A 14,916-nucleotide genomic window follows, 5' to 3' on the forward strand; every position below is an offset into this window, starting at 1 on the left:
GCTTTTATTTTTTTTAGTTATTATGAAAATAAGCGGCATCAATGCCCGTAATTTTATTGTTGTATTTAATTGCTATCCGCACGCTGCCAACTGTATCGGTTGGCATAAACAATACTTGCTTCACATTTACGCGAGGCTCGTAAGTGTTTATTTGGTTAGTTATTTCGAGTGCCATAGCCATTTTATCTAAACTCTTATCGAGCAGCAAGTGCGAGCCAACGCCCATGCTCGGCAAAAAAGGCACATCGCCTTTATTGGTAAGCAATATGGTGCGTATGCACTGCGCAATACTTTCATCATTCTGTGCCGCTAAAATTATATTCATGCTGCTCTAAGGTTAAATCTAATTCGGTTGGTGCAGGGTACTCGCTTTCTGCTCCTTTTACCAAAATGCTTTTAAATCCTAATTTAATGCCATACTGCCAAACACCGTTATGCTCACCAAGCATATCTTCTTGCACAAACTGTATGCCGCTTGTGGCATTGGTTAGCCTTTCGCCATACAAGGCATTGCGAAGCTCGGTAGTGGTGTAGTATAAGCCTTGCGCTCCTGCCTCTTTGCCGCGCAAACGCCTAAACACCAGTATTAACTCCATCTGCACATCGCTCGGTTGAAACACTTGCTCAGCATCGCCCTCGCTGTATTTTGTACGTTCGTAACGCACCAGCACTTCGCCCACTTGGTGTTTTAAAAAATATTGCTCCGGTCGCTCGGGATAAGGCAACACTCCACACCACGGAGTGGCTGCGGAAATGGCATTTATCAATTCTTGCTCCCAAACTTCTTGCATATCTTTTATTTAGCTTCTTGTGTTTCTCCAATTACATACTGCAAGCCTTTAAGCGTTGCCACCAACCAACTCACCGCAATGCCTGCCAGCACCTTCCATTTATCGCTAAGTACATCGGCAGGTATTGCCGCTACTGCACTTCCTGTTGCAGGCACTATAATCAATATCATGGCGTTTACAAACCTTGTGTAATACCACTTTGCACTTCGTTTATTCATCTCTTACCAATGCGTAGATTATGTAAACTTTAAAATACGTGCCGGAAGGTACTTCCCAAACAGCCTCCCCGTCTGATAAATACAGGGGTCCTTTCCTGTAAGAAATATCAATACCATTTTCTAGTCGTTCAAACACAAAATTAGGTTCGTCCACATTCAGGGGAGATGAAAAGCAGATGACCCCACGCCCTATTGATACAGTATCTCCGGTAACGAGCGCCATATAACCAACTGTATCGGTCACTCCACCAATTCTCACCCCATATACAGAGAAAACATCATAATGAAAGCCATAGGGAGCAGTGTCTAGTGCCAAAACATAACCTGTGTAATCCGACCAGTTAGCTATTTGCGCACTATCCACAGTTACCATTTTGGAGTAGATTTTAATGGCGGCAGTATCTGCATTTGCATTTGCATTTAGCTTCTTTTTGCCAACTATGCCGTTGTTTATAGTTAGCACACTATCGCTGCCGCTTACAGGCAGCTTGCTAAGCTCCAAGTGGTTCTCTACGCGCACGCCTTTAAACCGTATGGTATCGGGGTAGTAGTATTTATAGGGTTTCATGTTGTAGTAAAACTGCGCAGATGCTTGCATTGCGCACACTACACACACTATTAAGTACAATGCCTTTTTCATGTTTTTTCTTCGTTTTTTTTAATTTTTATTTCGTTTACTTTTAAGCATTAAATAGCCAAATGTTATGTTGGCAACGGCAACGAGCATTGTGCATACTATACTAACTATTTGCACCAAAGGGTCGCTGCTTGTTACTGCCGGTGTGGCGCTCACGCCCACGCTGGTTAATCCGTACATTACAGTATCTACTACTATTGTTTGTGTTGCGCTCATGGCTGTTTGGTGCTACTTGCATGGCAGCTTTCGCCACCATGCTTTCGCGCTTATCGGTGTTTGTATTATGAGTTAATTTTGTAGCTTAAAAAATCGCGGTTGCACCTTTAGAGCCTTGCTTACGCCATAGCACTCTACGCAACCTTTCACACTATCGCTTTGTTGGCTGTAATCGCTTGTGAATGCACAAGTAACACACGATTGAGCCAAAGCCGGGAATAGCAACACCACTGCCAGTATTTTGCCTAATGGCTTCAATGCCCTTATTAAATAGCCTATCGCTGCTCCAAGTGTAAGCACCAGTGCGCCTATCCAACTTATCCAGCTTTCCGGTGAAGAGGATAACGGCTTTTGGTTTACCGCTTGCGCAGCTTGCAGCAGCAAGCTCTTGAACTCCGGGTCGCTCACCGATTTTGCAACAACTTGCAGGCTATCGGCAAACGTTGCCACTTTGGTGGTGTTAAGAATTTCGCCAACGGTTGTAAGTTCATAATCTTGGTGAGGCATTGCTACCACTACCTGCTCGGGCTTTTCGACCTGCGTTTGCGCGTTTGTTGTTTGCGCGGCAAGTGCCGTAAATGCAATTAAAATTGCGGTTAAAAAGTTTTTCATTTCGTTTTTAAGTTGGTTTAAAAAATGTTTGTTTTAAAAGTTGTTCGATCTCCAAAAAGAATTTGATTTCCTCCGTTGTTGCCGCTTGTGGTTTCTACCTTGTCGGCATCAAGCACAATTACGCCTCTTTGTATATCTTTAAGCAGCGCCAAAGTTTGCGCGTGCAGCTTTAGCAAGGTGTCCGGCACATTTAAAGCATCTCTGCGTTTGTACAGCATGTACTTCATTACGTCTTTTACAATGCCTTTAAAGAACAAATCGGGCGAGGCAACAGGCAGTACATATCTGCCGCGCAAATAACCGTGTATTAAGCCAACAGCATCTTCGTTTACTGCAAGCAACAAAGCTGCTTGCTCGGTAGCATCTTTATTGTCCGTAAGGTCAAATAAATCACGCTCCGTAAGTATAGAATTAAGTTCTTCTTGCGATAGATACTGCATGGTTATTTTTTTAAAAAAAGTGCCGGGAAAATCCTCCCAAAAAAACCCGGCACTATGCGATATATTACCTACTCAACCGGAGGCACGTATGCCGCAAATTTTAAGCCTTTTAGTCTTGCCACGGCTTTGTCGCGGTAAAGTGCAGAATCCAAAATGAAATCTACATGCGACTTGTAGAAATTCGATTGCTGCACCATATCGTAAGCCTTTAAGCCTTCGCGTGTGGTAAAGAAGCTAAAGCCTGCACGCTCTTCAAAAGAAGCCACATAAAGGCTGCAAGTATCGGCAGAAGTACCTACCGTTTCGTTAAACGGCAATACTGTTTGTCCGTTTGCTTCAATATCTACCAATGGCACACCATTATACACAGGAATTTTCTTTCCAAAAGTAGTGTCGGTGTATTGGATATACTCACGAGCAATCGTATTTAAACGGCTCAATGCCTTGCCATTCAAAATAACTACTTTGTTTATGCCTTTGCAGGTAGCAATTACCTCATCTAAACGCTCCAAAAACTCTTGCTGCGATGCTCTTGCGTTATCGCTATTGCCAAGAATTACTTCTAAGCCATTGGCTGCTGCGGTAATTATTTGCCCGCCTGTGGATAGCTTTTTTAAACCGTTAAATTGGGTTGGCGTAATGGCTGAATCGCCATTCACAAGCGTGTCGTTAAAAATGTTTGCCAATCCCGGAGCTAATCTGCTTAATTGTGCAGTAAACTCGCTTGGTATATCACTGCCCATCAGCTCGCGAGCCACGTCCACCTTTATTTCTTCACCAATTAGCTTTCTGCCGCTTGTGAAGTAGGAAGGCGATAATACTTCGCCTGTGTATGGGCTATCCAACGCACGCGCTTCGGCACTTACACCGTCTTGCTCTTTACGTTGCGAAGTAGCATCGCCACTTCCTTGAAAGAACTCCACATATAAATCAAGTAATGGCGAGTAACGCAACATGCGTTCAAGCAACAATGCCGTGTTGGCATTCCCCGATGCTATTTGTCTTATGTTCACTTTTTAAAATTTTATTTGGTTTAAAAATTTATGCGTTTTGTTTTTTAATGCTTTCAAAACGTTTGCGGGCTTCCTCTTCAGCAGCTTTGTAAACGTCTTTTGGCTTAGCTGCAAATGCAGCATCATCTGCATCGGTTACGCTGCCTTGCTTTACGTTGGCAGCAGGTGCAGCAGGTTTTAACTCGGCAATCCAAGTTTTAGCCAAATCCACATTGCTTTTAATTAGGTTTGTGCCAAAGTCCATTTTGGCTTTAGCATCTTCTGCCGATAGCTTTAATGCTTCTACTTTGGTTTTAAGTTTAGCTTGTAAAGCCTCCGTTTCTTTTTTCTCGAAATCGGCAACTTTTTGCTTTAACGCGGCTAACTCTGCATTAGCTTTGCTGTCTTCTTCTTTTTTCTGAAATTCAGCAATTTGAGCATTGGCAGCATCTAATTGCTGCTGCAACTTTTTTAAATCTTCACTCATTGGTGTTTCTTTTTTTATGTTGGAAAAAATTAAACTCTTAAACTTCTCAAACCAAGCAGGGGTTTCGGTTTCGGCTTCAAAATTTATATTGTCGCCAAAGCAAACAATGCCGCTTTTTTCTTCGGCTGAAAAATTTTGAAAGTTATTTTCAGCAACGGCTGCCGTGCGCACAAGCCCGATGTGCGTAATTGCTCCTTGCAGCAAGCGAACAGAAATTTTATCTTGTTTAGTAGCTTTTAATGCCTCTATGGATTCTGCACTAAATTCGGCATCGCTTCTATTAAAACCAATGCTTTTTTTGCCGTTTTCTTCGTAAATAGAAATTGCAGATTTTGGCAACCAGCCAACTATTGGCAAATCGTTTTTAGGATGCCCGATTACAAAGGGCAATTTGCCGGCACCAACGGTAGCTGTGTGTATTGCAGCCACATCTTCGTTAGAGAAGGTTAAGCCGTTGTGCGTGCCTGCCGTAAATAAACGAAATTTCATGCTGCAAAAAAAAGCGTTGCGCGTGGCGCTTTTTAATCAATACGCTGAAAAAATAAACCCCTGCCAATGATTTTATTTTGCACGGAAAAAGCGCACATACATGAGTAGAGGAGATTATTTGGAGCAGGCGAAGAGGCTATATATTTATGAGCATAAAACGTTTGTGGAAATTAGTGAAATAATTCCTGTGAGCGATAAAACCATACGCAAATGGGCGAAGGAGTTTAATTGGTTTGCAATAAAAAAAGATGTACTCACCAACCAGAAAACAACATTGCTGCAAGCGGAGTATGTAACCAAGAGCTTAGGCGAATTATTAAGCGAACAATTAGCAAAAAAAGAAATGCCGAGTATTCCGGCATTGCAAGCCTATCGCGGACTTGTGCGCGAACTAAAAGCCGCGAAAGACTTCGATAAACAAAAGGAAAAAGAAGCCGAAGAGCAGCAGCAGAAACCCGATTTAAAAGAGATTACCAAAGCCGCCATAAAACAAGCATTTAGCTAATTATGAATTACTCAAAATTTGGCTTTTTGCCCTATCAGGTTGCCTATTTAAAAGATAAATCGCAAATAAAAATTTACGAGAAATCGAGGCAGGTGGGCATTAGCCGCACACAGGCTTTTGAAGATGTGGAAGATGCAGGGATTAACGCACTTTACGATGTTTGGTTCTCCTCAAACAGCGATAGCAATGCGCGTGAATACATAAGGTATTGCAAGCGTTTTGCAGAAACCTTGCAAATGGTTGTAAACGACCTTACAAGCCACGACTTTGTGAGCGATACAACTATTTACTGCATTGAGTTTACAAACGGCAAACGCATAACTGCTGTTAGTTCTAATCCTGAGCAGCTTCACGGCAAAAACGGCAAAATAATCTTAGATGAATTTGCACGTAGAGATAGCGAATTTGATGTGTGGGAAGCAGCATCGCCAGCCGCATTAATTTGGGGGCGACCAATGCGCATAATTAGTACGCACAACGGCAATAAGTCAATGTTTAAAGGCTTCATAAGCCGCATACACGAAGGCAAATTAAAGTGGAAGCACTTTAAAACTTCTATACACGATGCCGTTGCGCAAGGCTTGGCAGATAAGGTTGAAGGCAAAAAGCTAACACCAAAACAACGCCAAAACTGGTTAGATAATCTGCGCGAAACGGTTGCCGATGAGCAAGTGTGGCAGCAGCAGTTTTGCTGCGTTCCGGCAGAAGATGCCGCGTCTTTTATTCCGTACTCTATAATTGAGCTAAACGCCCGAAATACGCTGCTTTCTTTGGAAGAGTTAAAGAAGTGCCGAAGCCTGTATGGCGGCATTGACGTTGGACGTTTTAAAAACCTTACGGTGTTTTGGATTGCAGAGCAAACAAACAAAAACGCGCTAACCGTGCGGTATATTTTAACCCTGCAAAACATTGACTTTCCAACACAAGAAAGGGAAATAAGCAAGCTGATTAAGCAACTGCCAAACCTGCACCGCGTTTGTACGGATAAAACGGGCATGGGTATTGGTCTTACCGATTATCTTCAAAAAACATTTGGCACTGCACGTATAGAAGGTGTTACGCTTACGCAAGCAAACAAAGAGGCGTTAGGTTTTAGAGTTAAAAAACTAATGGAAGATAACGCTTTCGGTTTGCCAAACGATAACGCCATAAAAGAAGATTTTAGCAGCGTAAAACAAAGCACTACAAGCGGTGGCAACATTAGGCTTATTGCAGATACTGATGCCGATACCGGAAGCCATGCCGACTACTTTTGGGCAGCAGCATTAGCAGCCGAAGCATGGGCAATTATGCCCTTTGTAAAATTTGAAGTTGGCACACCAAGCAGCAATTTGCAAGAGCATTTTAAATACAGTTTAAAAGGATTTTCAAAAGATTTTAAAAGTTAAGTTATGGAAGCAATTCAACATGGTTTCTTTGCAACCGAGTTTGTGCCAAAAGAAATCTTCGATAGATATGGCGTTAATTCTTGGTGGTTTATTGATGAACGTATTGTGAGGATAAACGCAGAGCTAAAGAAGGATTTTAATCGAGCCGTAATTATCAATAATTGGAGTGTGAAAGGCACACGCCAATACTGCGGCTACCGACCGCCTACAAGTATTATCGGAGGCAAAAACAGCCAGCACAGGCATGGCAGAGCTTCCGATACTATTATTTCAGGCATTCACGCAAACGAGGTGCGCGAATGGATAATGCAGCACAAAGAACGATACATGCAGCTTGGACTTACCACGCTGGAGCATCAAGATTTTGCGCCAACTTGGGTACACTTAGATTGCCGTTGGACTGGATTAAACGATATTTTAATTGTGAAGCCATGAGCGGTATAAGTGTACAGTTTAACGAAAGCGACTGGCTAAAGCTGCGAACTATGCAGCGGCAACTGCCCTCGTTTATAGAAGAAACGAGGTTGCGCAGAGCCGTGGGGCAACTACTCGCAAGCGGAGGCAAGCGAAATATAAACGAAGGTTCGCCCGATGGCATTGCAAGCTATGCGCTTTTAAGCCCTAAAACCGTTGCCAAAAAAGGCTTTTCGCTGCCGCTTATTGGCGCAAAACAAAAAGGTGTAATGAGTGGTGTACTGCGCAACTCCATTAGCTACGAATTAGGCAAAGGCGATACTATCTATTTAACGGCAATGGACTATGCCAAATATCACCAGTTCGAGAACAGAGGCAAGTCCACCGCGCCACACCGCCCGATTTTTACCATTAGAAACAGCGATGTGCCTGATATTATGAGGTTTGTAACCGATGCCTTTACAAGACGAATGAATAAACTTTCAAAATAAAATTTATGCCAAAACAAGAAAAAATAATTACTGCCGAAAACATAAATAGCGCACTAAAAGTATTGCCTAATCCATCTGCGGTTTTAAGTTCAAAATCGGCAACGGTAGAGCTTTACCACAAGGTAGCAAAACAGCATGATATATTTAGCCGTTCGCAGAATTACAAAGATGCTATAAGCGGCATGGCGGTTACATCTACAAGCAATTTCTTTCAAAAATACATAAGCACCAAAGGCATAAACTTTAGAGAGTTAATTCGCTGGGTAGTGAGCGCTCGCGATTACGGCTATGCGGTTATAGAGATTACTGCTTACGATATTGTGGAAGGCAAAACCGTGCCTACCAAATTTAAACTTTGCAAGCCCGAAAGATTTGCAATAGGCACTAAAGGCGAATTGCGCTATTTAGCCAAACATGCAGGACCCGAAGGCATAGATATACAAGCCGATTATCCAAATAAATTTATTTGGGTAAAAAACGAAGCAAGCGATAATTCGCCTTACGGTATTGCGCTGCTGGATATTGCTTACTGGATAGCAGTAGGCTTAAACGGCAACTACGAAAGTATTATCACTTTAAGCGAATACGATGGCGCTGATAAATGGGTTGGCTACTACAATCCCGATGCCACGCCTGCCGAAAAATCAGAAATGCTCAACTCGCTTTTGACGCTCAAAAAAAACAGCGTTGCAACCTTGCCGCAAGGCTCACAAGTAGAGGCAATAGAGTATAAAGGCAGAACCTCCTCCAGCGAGCTTTACGGTAATATAGATGAAATGTTTTTGCGCAAAATAGAACACCTTTGGTTTGGCACAGACTTAATGATGCAGGTGCAAGGCAAAGGCGGCTACAGCAGCAGCAATACAGGCTTTAACATTCGCGAAGATGCTTTGGCTCAAGGTGTAAATTTGGTGCGCGATTGCTTTGAGCAAATAAACCAATTTATCGCTTCTATAAACGGCTCTTTATTGGAAGATATAGGGCTTAATTTAACCAGTCCGCGAAGCGTAACTAAAGAAGAAGCCGAAGTTGATAATATCTACTTCCAAATGGGCTTAAAACCTACCAAAGAGTTCTTCGTAAACAGAGGCTACTCGCCAAGCGAATTTGAAATAGGAAATCCAATTTCGGCATTGCCGGGTAATGCGGAGTTTTCTTCCCGTGATTTAGATACGCTTTTCGACAACTTCTTCCCAAAGTAGAAAGCCCGTCTATCGCCTTCATAGGCGGGCTTAGCAGCCTCTTGTACGAGGCTTTGTGGCATAGTTGGACACAAGGGCAGGAAAGTGTTTTAAAAGCCTTAAAACGCAATATTTCGTTTTCCGAAAAAAAGCACGGAAAGCCTTTTAATACTTTGCAGCTAAAAAGCGGCAACATTGATGCTGCGAAATGGCTTAAATTTCAATCGTTTACAACGGCAGTTGTGGAAGATGAAAAGCTGCGACTAAACATAAAGAAGTCGCTCGAAGAGGCGTTAAAAAACGGACTTACCAAGAAAGATTTTTTGAAGGCTTTGCCCAAAAAATTGGCGGCATTTAAAGGCAAGCTAAAAACCACCTTTGAAACCAATCAGGCATTGGCGTTTGGCGCTGCACAGCAAGCCAAAATGATAGAAGTATCTGATGACTTTCCGTATTGGCAATATAGCGCGATTATGGATAGCGTTACACGCCCGAGCCACGCGGCACTGCACGGTAAAATATTTAAAACAGGCGACCAAAGGTTTTACCCTCCAATAGGCTTTAATTGCAGATGCACAGCCATACCGCTCACAGCTTTGCAAGCCGAGCGAATAAACCCGAATTATTTTGTTTCCGAAAAGCAAAACATAAACGAGCCTTTGCAAAACAGCGAGTTTATAGGCAATAAACAAAAAAATTTCGTGAAATGGATAAAAAGCCGAGCCGAAGAAGCCGAGCCGAAAACAAAGACTTTGCTGCTAAATGCCGCGAAGGAACTTTTAGTCAATATCAATACGCTCAAGTGATGTGGTGAATGGCACTACGCAAGTATCCATATAATTGCGCAAAAATTTGCGGCTTGCGCCTGCACCTTCGTATATAGAAGCCTTTATGAAGTATCGGTAAAGCAAAGCAGGTTTTGGGTCTATTTCGGGGAAAATAACTGCAAGCCGGGCTTTTCGGTAATATTCTTGCACAGAATCTAAGTAGCGGCTGTTGGAGGTAGTTTTGTAAAGCTCCATATACTTGCTGCCTGTGGTAAGTATGGCAGAAGCCCTCAAAGTGTCCACATAATTATAGTTACTGGCAATTACCTCTAAAGATTTTAGTTCTTGAATATCTATTTCGCCATCTCCCTTAAATGCCCTATCCAAAATATACTGGCGTTGCACCTGCTGCATTTTGCGCATGTTTGCCGCCTGCTCCGAGCAAGCCGCAAGCAGCAATAGTGTTGCTGCTATAATTACCGTAGTTTTCATTTTTAAAATTGGTTTTAAATTGAATTAAAATTGAAATTAAAACATTAACCTTTATTGCCGGATTGGCTGCTGTAACTGTGCAATGTTTTTGCAAAATCCGAGCTAACTTTTTCTTTATCTATTACAAAAACATGAACGCCAACGGCATCGCACAGCTTTAAGAAGTTATCTAAAGAAAGTGAATTTTTGGCTGATAACATTCGGCTTACGTTTGGCTGCAAAAGCCCTGTTTTATCGGCTATTTGCGAGTGTGTGATATTACGCGATGTAGCTACCCTGTGGAGGTAGCTACATAACGCTTGGCGTTGAATTTGAACTTTTGGATTGGAAATATCATTCATTGCTTTCGTTGCTTTTGGCTTCGTCAATAGCTTTTATTTCTTCGGCAAAATTCTCCATAATCCAAGAAACTACACTTTGTTCTTCCGGTATTTCAAAAGCTTCTCGAGTACCATCTGTGGTAGGAGATAAATGATGCTTAGCTATTTCTTCGCCTCTGTACGAAATTCTTGTGTAGCCTTCCAATGCTTGTTTGATTATTATTTCACTCATTTGGTTTGATTTTGTTGGTTAATAATTAAACTTGGGTTGTTTTTTATGTTTTAATGTGGCTGGTATTTCACCAGCCACATTTCCAGTTGTAACCTCATAAAATCTCAATTAAAGATGGGCAAATGTGTGTAAAGCTATTTTTGCCATTAGAAACTATAATAATATTCCCGTTTTGAACGGAAATTGATGGCGTTTCTTTTTTTGATGCTTTAAAATAAAATTTATCTTCCAAATCTTCCTTTGAAAGAGTTCCAAAGTAACTTACAGATTTTCGCGACACACTCCAATGAGCTTTCAAATCCACTTCAATGCCCTTTACAACTACTTTCATTGTTTCGGGGTTCTCAGCTATTATTTGCTCCCAAACTTGATCAACATCATTACGATTACTTCCACTATAGCCAACGTGTGATGTAGCATTTGGCAATGTTGCGTAATCAATCTGTGGGTTTAGAATTTGGTTCTTAGTTCCGCTTCTGAGGTTTGAAATTTGCGTTTTCATTTTGTGTTGTTTTTTGTTTTAAATGATAATGCAAAAGTAATATCAATTTTGATATTGTCAAGTGGTTAATTGTTAAAAATTAAACTTAGGTTGTTTTTTAACAATTAAATTTATGGTGAAGAAAAGAAAGTGGCGCAAATGCTTGTTTTGCGCCAAAGAATTAAAATGGTAGCTTATGGTTGCTTAGTTCTTGTAGTAGTGCCTTCATCAGCTCCGGTGGTGTGTTTGTGGTGTCTTCTCTGTATAATCTACGCAGCGCCATAACCACAAGGGCGTTTTGCGATATATCGTGATTATCTATCCACTCCTTTAAGTACAAAGGAACTTCTACAGTTATTTTGGCTTTGTTTGGCATTATACAGGCATTATGCAGTTAATACTATGGTGTTTTGTTTCGCATATTTGGGAGTTAGCAGCAACCTTAACGGACGCTATCTAACCATTCAAAATCTTCTTTAGTGCCATATTCCCAGTCGTGTGACAATACCTTTGGTTTGTAATCTAAATCAAGCAGACACATTACAAGGTTCAATACAAACCCTTCTGCATATTGACCACTAACACCAAAAGAGCCACTTACTCTAATGTAATTCGGGTTATCAAAGTAAACATCGCATACAGGCAAACCTGCTAAACCTTGTTTACTAAACTTTGACAAATTGACCATTGCCGTATCAAAATCATTTTGACTAATCGGCTTTTCTTTACTTGCTATATAAAATGAATATCCCATACTAAAAGGCTGCTGCTAACATCTGCTTTGCAAAAAAGGGGCAGACGGATGTAAGTCAGCATTTGTTTATAAATCAACTTTTGTAAGTATGCCAAGCGAAGTGCAATAAATCCCCTTCTTCGCAAAGCATTGTACCGTTATGTGCCATTTTAAGACACATACAGCGGTTCTTCTTTCGTAATGTTTTCAACCCAAAATGAGTGTGCTTCATTCGGACTGTCAAACCTTGTGTTTTTTATAAATTTGTCTGTTCTACTTGACGGTATTGGTTCATAATGGAATTTACCATCCTTTCCTAAAACCCACTCGTGCATTTTGAGAACCCATAATCTATTCCCGTCAATTTGGTCTCTTGCTTCTATTTTTATAGGGCGGTTGTAAAAAATACAAGTACCTAAATCAAATGTGGTTGCTCTTTCTAACCACTCACTTGGTAACATCATAATTTTGAAATTTTGAATAAAAACGGCACATAACATAGCATTGGCAAAAAAGCCGTTGAAGTGCTATCATTGAACTGTTGTGCTTGGTTAAACATTTGTATTTCTATTTTAATTTTGTACTAAAATTCGGCTTCTTCGCCAATGCTCGGAAACGTTACCAGAAATGCCTATCCGACACGCTTACGGCTTGCTTCAAACCTTTTAATAAGTTCACTGAACAAAACGTCTGGGTCGTGTTTAAAATCTACTGGCACACGCAAAGACCAAGCCTTGCCACCACTCTCACATAATTTAGAAATCCATTCCGAACATTTTGCTACCAATTCAGTGTCTGACAAAGGCACTTCTGGTAACAAACAGTTTTGTGCAATTTGGGCTGAATTGCTAACCTGAACTTTATTTTCCATTTTGAACTTAATTTATAAATTAAACATTTGTACTTTCTATCCCCAAACTGCACAAAGCTGTCGGGACGTTAGCACCAATGCCAGCGGACACCCTACCATAAAGTGAGCTGACTGACATAGATGTTAAAACGCTTTTCTTGTTTGTGCCAATATTCAGGGTCAATTTCAAACCCCACATATTCGCAATTTGCTTTTTTTGCTGCAATCCTACTGCTACCACCGCCAACGTGGGTATCAAGTATTTTGCATCCTTCAAATCCATAATCCGCAATTAATTTTTGGTACAACAAAGTAGGTTTATGGCAAGGGTGTATTCGCTTTTCGTTTAGTTGCTTATTGCCTTGCTGTGTCATTGGTTCGCTTAGGCTCTTAGCTTGGCACATCCCAGCCCACAATAAAGGCAATTCAATTTCTTCATCAATCATTGAGCAATAAGCAAGTTCATACTTCTTAAAACTCAATCCTTCAGCAACGCCTTTATTCCACTTTATTCTGCCAGTTCCTACCATTTGCCAGTTCACGTATTCAATACCAAAAATTATTTGCTCCTTACTTACTCGTTTCAGTTCGTCAAAGTATTCCTGTGTTGGCGGTTCTTTATCCCAATCCTTTTGAGTATAAACTTCCTTGTTCTTATTGCCGTTTAGCCTTGTTCCGTTCTTTTGCTTTACTGTGGTTTTCGTTTCCCTCAGGTATGCCATTTTACCCACATTTATACCATAAGGAATATCGCAAATTGCTAAATCAAAATAGCCATCAGGAAAGCGTTTTAACCCCACCATACAATCCTCATTGAACACCACCGATAAAGGCACTGGTGCTAACAAGGTATTGCCAAAAGCAGGGCTGACCTGCTCCGAACAAACTTTGGTATGTAATTCAACTTTCTGCATCTATGTTACTTTTGTGCTGTAAATCCCTGCCTTCGGCAATACCCAAACCGTTATTTGGTTTTTAATTTTAAACAATACATAACTGCATCATCAGAATTATGCAGACTGACAGGAATATTTTTAAATGAATTGACTTTTGCAATATCCACTTTGAAATCTGCAATTTGTTCGGCTTCTAATTTTAATATTTCGTAAGGTGTTTTGCCTAATTGAAACTCTGTAATTTCAAACCTTGAATCCATTAATTCTGTAATTGTTGCTTCTAATAATTCGCTTATCATTTTTATTTTTTTTGCGCACTTTTCTACTATATTCATTTTAAAAATTTTTGTACCTTTTTTAAAAAGCACAGCATAAACACCCGAAACGTTTTACCCACTTCTTCAAACATCTCGTTCACCTTTTTTTATCGAAAGCAATAAATCGCAACATTCATTTTCCATCGCAAGCATAATATCTGCTTCCTTTCTTGCTTCGGTTAGGTTATCTACTCCGCGAACATTTACTGTTTGTTCAAGATAATTCTTCCTCATTTCATTAAACTTCATTTCTGCGATGCCCAAAGCCCTTTGAATAAACGCTATTTCTTCGGGTGTTAATTTTAAGGTTCTCATAAGCTGCTAAAGTTTAGGTTAATTAAATCCCAACCTCCACTTTCTGTTTTGCGGTAAATACGCACGTATTCGCTTGTTTCTGTGGGGTTATAGCTTTCCTTAAATAGCTCTATTGCTTTGCGCCAATTTTCATCATCAAAATCGGTTTCCATAGAGTATAAACGATTGATATTGTCGATATCCAATTCGCCTGTTTTCTTGTTTCTTTCGAGCAGCCCCATAATGAACTTATGCAGCTTTTGGTCGCGCTTTTTTACGAAGCCGTTTAAAAACAACTTTAAATGCTCTTCGGCTGTTTGGCTTCGCTCATCAAACGTTTTTTTAACTTGGCTGGAAAACGAAATTTTAAATGCTTCGTTTTCGATTTGAAAGTTTCCTTTGTTTTTCTCGCCTCCTTTTAAATCGCCATACTCAAGCATTTGTGAGCGAAACTCTTTAAGCCTAAGCATAGCTTCGCATTTGAGTTCACGAAGTACGCCCCACGCCTCGTTTGCCTGAAAGCCAAGCATAGTAATTAAGTAATCTCTTTCTTGCTCGTACTGCGCTCTTTTTTGTGCGGCAGCTTCAATTTCTTGCGCTTTTTTTTGCTTTAAAATTGCTTCCAACTCTTCGGTTGTAACCGTTGATAAATCTACATTGTTTTTCATTTTGT

At 40.7% G+C, this 14,916-nt stretch carries 27 protein-coding genes; 6 read left to right on the top strand and 21 right to left on the bottom strand.

Going from position 1 to position 14,916, the window contains the following annotated elements:
* Positions 1–13 precede the first annotated feature (13 nt).
* The 9 genes from KF872_05910 to KF872_05950 all read right to left on the bottom strand — a co-directional run bounded on the left by KF872_05910 (position 14) and on the right by KF872_05950 (position 4,882).
* Positions 14–325, bottom strand: coding sequence for a GPW/gp25 family protein (locus KF872_05910; GenBank protein ID MBX2903076.1), 312 nt, complete (start codon positions 323–325; stop codon positions 14–16).
* Positions 297–791: a hypothetical protein gene (locus KF872_05915; protein MBX2903077.1), complete on the bottom strand. Its 495-nt coding sequence runs from the start codon at positions 789–791 to the stop codon at positions 297–299. Before KF872_05915 ends, KF872_05910 begins: the two co-directional genes overlap by 29 nt.
* 5 nt (positions 792–796) lie before the next feature.
* Entirely contained in the window at positions 797–1,009 is a 213-nt protein-coding gene (locus KF872_05920; protein ID MBX2903078.1) for a hypothetical protein, read from the bottom strand.
* Positions 1,002–1,649, bottom strand: a complete 648-nt coding sequence (locus KF872_05925; GenBank protein MBX2903079.1) for a hypothetical protein — start codon at positions 1,647–1,649, stop codon at positions 1,002–1,004. The genes KF872_05920 and KF872_05925 overlap by 8 nt, the downstream gene beginning before the upstream one ends.
* 18 nt (positions 1,650–1,667) lie before the next feature.
* Entirely contained in the window at positions 1,668–1,862 is a 195-nt protein-coding gene (locus tag KF872_05930; GenBank protein MBX2903080.1) for a hypothetical protein, read from the bottom strand.
* Positions 1,863–1,934: 72 nt separating this feature from the next.
* Complete coding sequence (locus KF872_05935) at positions 1,935–2,474, bottom strand: hypothetical protein (protein ID MBX2903081.1); 540 nt, start codon at positions 2,472–2,474, stop codon at positions 1,935–1,937.
* 17 nt (positions 2,475–2,491) lie between these two features.
* Positions 2,492–2,914 (bottom strand): DUF1320 family protein, encoded by a 423-nt coding sequence (locus KF872_05940; protein MBX2903082.1) that lies wholly within the window; start codon positions 2,912–2,914, stop codon positions 2,492–2,494.
* A gap of 68 nt (positions 2,915–2,982) precedes the next feature.
* Entirely contained in the window at positions 2,983–3,927 is a 945-nt protein-coding gene (locus tag KF872_05945) for a hypothetical protein (protein MBX2903083.1), read from the bottom strand.
* Positions 3,928–3,955: 28 nt separating this feature from the next.
* On the bottom strand, positions 3,956–4,882 hold the full coding sequence (locus KF872_05950; protein MBX2903084.1) for a hypothetical protein: 927 nt from the start codon (positions 4,880–4,882) through the stop codon (positions 3,956–3,958).
* 100 nt (positions 4,883–4,982) lie between these two features.
* Between KF872_05950 and KF872_05955 the strand changes: the two genes are divergently transcribed.
* Genes KF872_05955 through KF872_05980 form a run of 6 tightly spaced genes read left to right on the top strand, consistent with a single transcriptional unit; the run spans position 4,983 to position 9,667 of the window.
* Positions 4,983–5,387: a hypothetical protein gene (locus KF872_05955; GenBank protein MBX2903085.1), complete on the top strand. Its 405-nt coding sequence runs from the start codon at positions 4,983–4,985 to the stop codon at positions 5,385–5,387.
* Positions 5,388–5,389: 2 nt separating this feature from the next.
* Complete coding sequence (locus KF872_05960; protein ID MBX2903086.1) at positions 5,390–6,775, top strand: terminase family protein; 1,386 nt, start codon at positions 5,390–5,392, stop codon at positions 6,773–6,775.
* Between the two features lie 3 nt (positions 6,776–6,778).
* On the top strand, positions 6,779–7,210 hold the full coding sequence (locus KF872_05965) for a hypothetical protein (GenBank protein MBX2903087.1): 432 nt from the start codon (positions 6,779–6,781) through the stop codon (positions 7,208–7,210).
* A complete protein-coding gene (locus tag KF872_05970) occupies positions 7,207–7,680 on the top strand; it encodes a hypothetical protein (protein MBX2903088.1) in 474 nt (157 codons plus the stop codon). Before KF872_05965 ends, KF872_05970 begins: the two co-directional genes overlap by 4 nt.
* Before the next feature lie 5 nt (positions 7,681–7,685).
* Positions 7,686–8,882 (top strand): DUF935 family protein, encoded by a 1,197-nt coding sequence (locus KF872_05975; protein ID MBX2903089.1) that lies wholly within the window; start codon positions 7,686–7,688, stop codon positions 8,880–8,882.
* 41 nt (positions 8,883–8,923) lie between these two features.
* Positions 8,924–9,667, top strand: a complete 744-nt coding sequence (locus KF872_05980) for a minor capsid protein (GenBank protein MBX2903090.1) — start codon at positions 8,924–8,926, stop codon at positions 9,665–9,667.
* Here the strand turns inward: KF872_05980 and KF872_05985 are convergent.
* From KF872_05985 to KF872_06040, 12 genes are all read right to left on the bottom strand, one after another.
* On the bottom strand, positions 9,641–10,120 hold the full coding sequence (locus KF872_05985; protein MBX2903091.1) for a hypothetical protein: 480 nt from the start codon (positions 10,118–10,120) through the stop codon (positions 9,641–9,643). The two genes, KF872_05980 and KF872_05985, sit on opposite strands and share 27 nt — an antisense overlap.
* Before the next feature lie 44 nt (positions 10,121–10,164).
* Positions 10,165–10,461 carry a helix-turn-helix transcriptional regulator gene (locus tag KF872_05990; GenBank protein ID MBX2903092.1) on the bottom strand — a complete coding sequence of 99 codons (297 nt, stop codon included), beginning with the start codon at positions 10,459–10,461 and terminating at the stop codon, positions 10,165–10,167.
* Positions 10,454–10,672, bottom strand: a complete 219-nt coding sequence (locus KF872_05995) for a hypothetical protein (protein ID MBX2903093.1) — start codon at positions 10,670–10,672, stop codon at positions 10,454–10,456. The genes KF872_05990 and KF872_05995 overlap by 8 nt, the downstream gene beginning before the upstream one ends.
* A 94-nt stretch (positions 10,673–10,766) precedes the next feature.
* Positions 10,767–11,174 carry a hypothetical protein gene (locus tag KF872_06000; GenBank protein ID MBX2903094.1) on the bottom strand — a complete coding sequence of 136 codons (408 nt, stop codon included), beginning with the start codon at positions 11,172–11,174 and terminating at the stop codon, positions 10,767–10,769.
* A gap of 160 nt (positions 11,175–11,334) precedes the next feature.
* Entirely contained in the window at positions 11,335–11,529 is a 195-nt protein-coding gene (locus KF872_06005; GenBank protein ID MBX2903095.1) for a hypothetical protein, read from the bottom strand.
* Positions 11,530–11,595: 66 nt separating this feature from the next.
* Positions 11,596–11,907 (bottom strand): hypothetical protein, encoded by a 312-nt coding sequence (locus tag KF872_06010; GenBank protein ID MBX2903096.1) that lies wholly within the window; start codon positions 11,905–11,907, stop codon positions 11,596–11,598.
* Positions 11,908–12,056: 149 nt separating this feature from the next.
* Positions 12,057–12,350 (bottom strand): hypothetical protein, encoded by a 294-nt coding sequence (locus KF872_06015; GenBank protein ID MBX2903097.1) that lies wholly within the window; start codon positions 12,348–12,350, stop codon positions 12,057–12,059.
* Between the two features lie 167 nt (positions 12,351–12,517).
* A complete protein-coding gene (locus KF872_06020) occupies positions 12,518–12,757 on the bottom strand; it encodes a hypothetical protein (GenBank protein ID MBX2903098.1) in 240 nt (79 codons plus the stop codon).
* A 92-nt stretch (positions 12,758–12,849) separates the two neighbouring features.
* Entirely contained in the window at positions 12,850–13,650 is an 801-nt protein-coding gene (locus tag KF872_06025) for a site-specific DNA-methyltransferase (GenBank protein MBX2903099.1), read from the bottom strand.
* A gap of 50 nt (positions 13,651–13,700) precedes the next feature.
* Positions 13,701–13,967 (bottom strand): hypothetical protein, encoded by a 267-nt coding sequence (locus tag KF872_06030; protein ID MBX2903100.1) that lies wholly within the window; start codon positions 13,965–13,967, stop codon positions 13,701–13,703.
* 66 nt (positions 13,968–14,033) lie between these two features.
* Complete coding sequence (locus KF872_06035) at positions 14,034–14,264, bottom strand: hypothetical protein (GenBank protein ID MBX2903101.1); 231 nt, start codon at positions 14,262–14,264, stop codon at positions 14,034–14,036.
* Positions 14,261–14,911 carry a DUF3164 family protein gene (locus tag KF872_06040; protein MBX2903102.1) on the bottom strand — a complete coding sequence of 217 codons (651 nt, stop codon included), beginning with the start codon at positions 14,909–14,911 and terminating at the stop codon, positions 14,261–14,263. Before KF872_06040 ends, KF872_06035 begins: the two co-directional genes overlap by 4 nt.
* Positions 14,912–14,916: the final 5 nt, after the last annotated feature.

The sequence above is a fragment of the Chitinophagales bacterium genome (genome assembly GCA_019638515.1).
Taxonomy (GTDB): Bacteria; Bacteroidota; Bacteroidia; order Chitinophagales; family LD1; genus UBA7692.

Excerpts from the sequence above, each read along its gene's own strand:
- KF872_05910 (MBX2903076.1), bottom strand. The coding sequence starts at position 325 with ATGAATATAATTTTAGCGGCACAGAATGATGAAAGTATTGCGCAGTGC.
- KF872_05915 (MBX2903077.1), bottom strand. The coding sequence starts at position 791 with ATGCAAGAAGTTTGGGAGCAAGAATTGATAAATGCCATTTCCGCAGCC.
- KF872_05920 (MBX2903078.1), bottom strand. The coding sequence starts at position 1,009 with ATGAATAAACGAAGTGCAAAGTGGTATTACACAAGGTTTGTAAACGCC.
- KF872_05925 (MBX2903079.1), bottom strand. The coding sequence starts at position 1,649 with ATGAAAAAGGCATTGTACTTAATAGTGTGTGTAGTGTGCGCAATGCAA.
- KF872_05930 (MBX2903080.1), bottom strand. The coding sequence starts at position 1,862 with ATGAGCGCAACACAAACAATAGTAGTAGATACTGTAATGTACGGATTA.
- KF872_05935 (MBX2903081.1), bottom strand. The coding sequence starts at position 2,474 with ATGAAAAACTTTTTAACCGCAATTTTAATTGCATTTACGGCACTTGCC.
- KF872_05940 (MBX2903082.1), bottom strand. The coding sequence starts at position 2,914 with ATGCAGTATCTATCGCAAGAAGAACTTAATTCTATACTTACGGAGCGT.
- KF872_05950 (MBX2903084.1), bottom strand. The coding sequence starts at position 4,882 with ATGAAATTTCGTTTATTTACGGCAGGCACGCACAACGGCTTAACCTTC.
- KF872_05955 (MBX2903085.1), top strand. The coding sequence starts at position 4,983 with ATGAGTAGAGGAGATTATTTGGAGCAGGCGAAGAGGCTATATATTTAT.
- KF872_05960 (MBX2903086.1), top strand. The coding sequence starts at position 5,390 with ATGAATTACTCAAAATTTGGCTTTTTGCCCTATCAGGTTGCCTATTTA.
- KF872_05965 (MBX2903087.1), top strand. The coding sequence starts at position 6,779 with ATGGAAGCAATTCAACATGGTTTCTTTGCAACCGAGTTTGTGCCAAAA.
- KF872_05970 (MBX2903088.1), top strand. The coding sequence starts at position 7,207 with ATGAGCGGTATAAGTGTACAGTTTAACGAAAGCGACTGGCTAAAGCTG.
- KF872_05975 (MBX2903089.1), top strand. The coding sequence starts at position 7,686 with ATGCCAAAACAAGAAAAAATAATTACTGCCGAAAACATAAATAGCGCA.
- KF872_05985 (MBX2903091.1), bottom strand. The coding sequence starts at position 10,120 with ATGAAAACTACGGTAATTATAGCAGCAACACTATTGCTGCTTGCGGCT.
- KF872_05990 (MBX2903092.1), bottom strand. The coding sequence starts at position 10,461 with ATGAATGATATTTCCAATCCAAAAGTTCAAATTCAACGCCAAGCGTTA.
- KF872_05995 (MBX2903093.1), bottom strand. The coding sequence starts at position 10,672 with ATGAGTGAAATAATAATCAAACAAGCATTGGAAGGCTACACAAGAATT.
- KF872_06000 (MBX2903094.1), bottom strand. The coding sequence starts at position 11,174 with ATGAAAACGCAAATTTCAAACCTCAGAAGCGGAACTAAGAACCAAATT.
- KF872_06005 (MBX2903095.1), bottom strand. The coding sequence starts at position 11,529 with ATGCCAAACAAAGCCAAAATAACTGTAGAAGTTCCTTTGTACTTAAAG.
- KF872_06010 (MBX2903096.1), bottom strand. The coding sequence starts at position 11,907 with ATGGGATATTCATTTTATATAGCAAGTAAAGAAAAGCCGATTAGTCAA.
- KF872_06015 (MBX2903097.1), bottom strand. The coding sequence starts at position 12,350 with ATGATGTTACCAAGTGAGTGGTTAGAAAGAGCAACCACATTTGATTTA.
- KF872_06020 (MBX2903098.1), bottom strand. The coding sequence starts at position 12,757 with ATGGAAAATAAAGTTCAGGTTAGCAATTCAGCCCAAATTGCACAAAAC.
- KF872_06025 (MBX2903099.1), bottom strand. The coding sequence starts at position 13,650 with ATGCAGAAAGTTGAATTACATACCAAAGTTTGTTCGGAGCAGGTCAGC.
- KF872_06030 (MBX2903100.1), bottom strand. The coding sequence starts at position 13,967 with ATGAATATAGTAGAAAAGTGCGCAAAAAAAATAAAAATGATAAGCGAA.
- KF872_06035 (MBX2903101.1), bottom strand. The coding sequence starts at position 14,264 with ATGAGAACCTTAAAATTAACACCCGAAGAAATAGCGTTTATTCAAAGG.
- KF872_06040 (MBX2903102.1), bottom strand. The coding sequence starts at position 14,911 with ATGAAAAACAATGTAGATTTATCAACGGTTACAACCGAAGAGTTGGAA.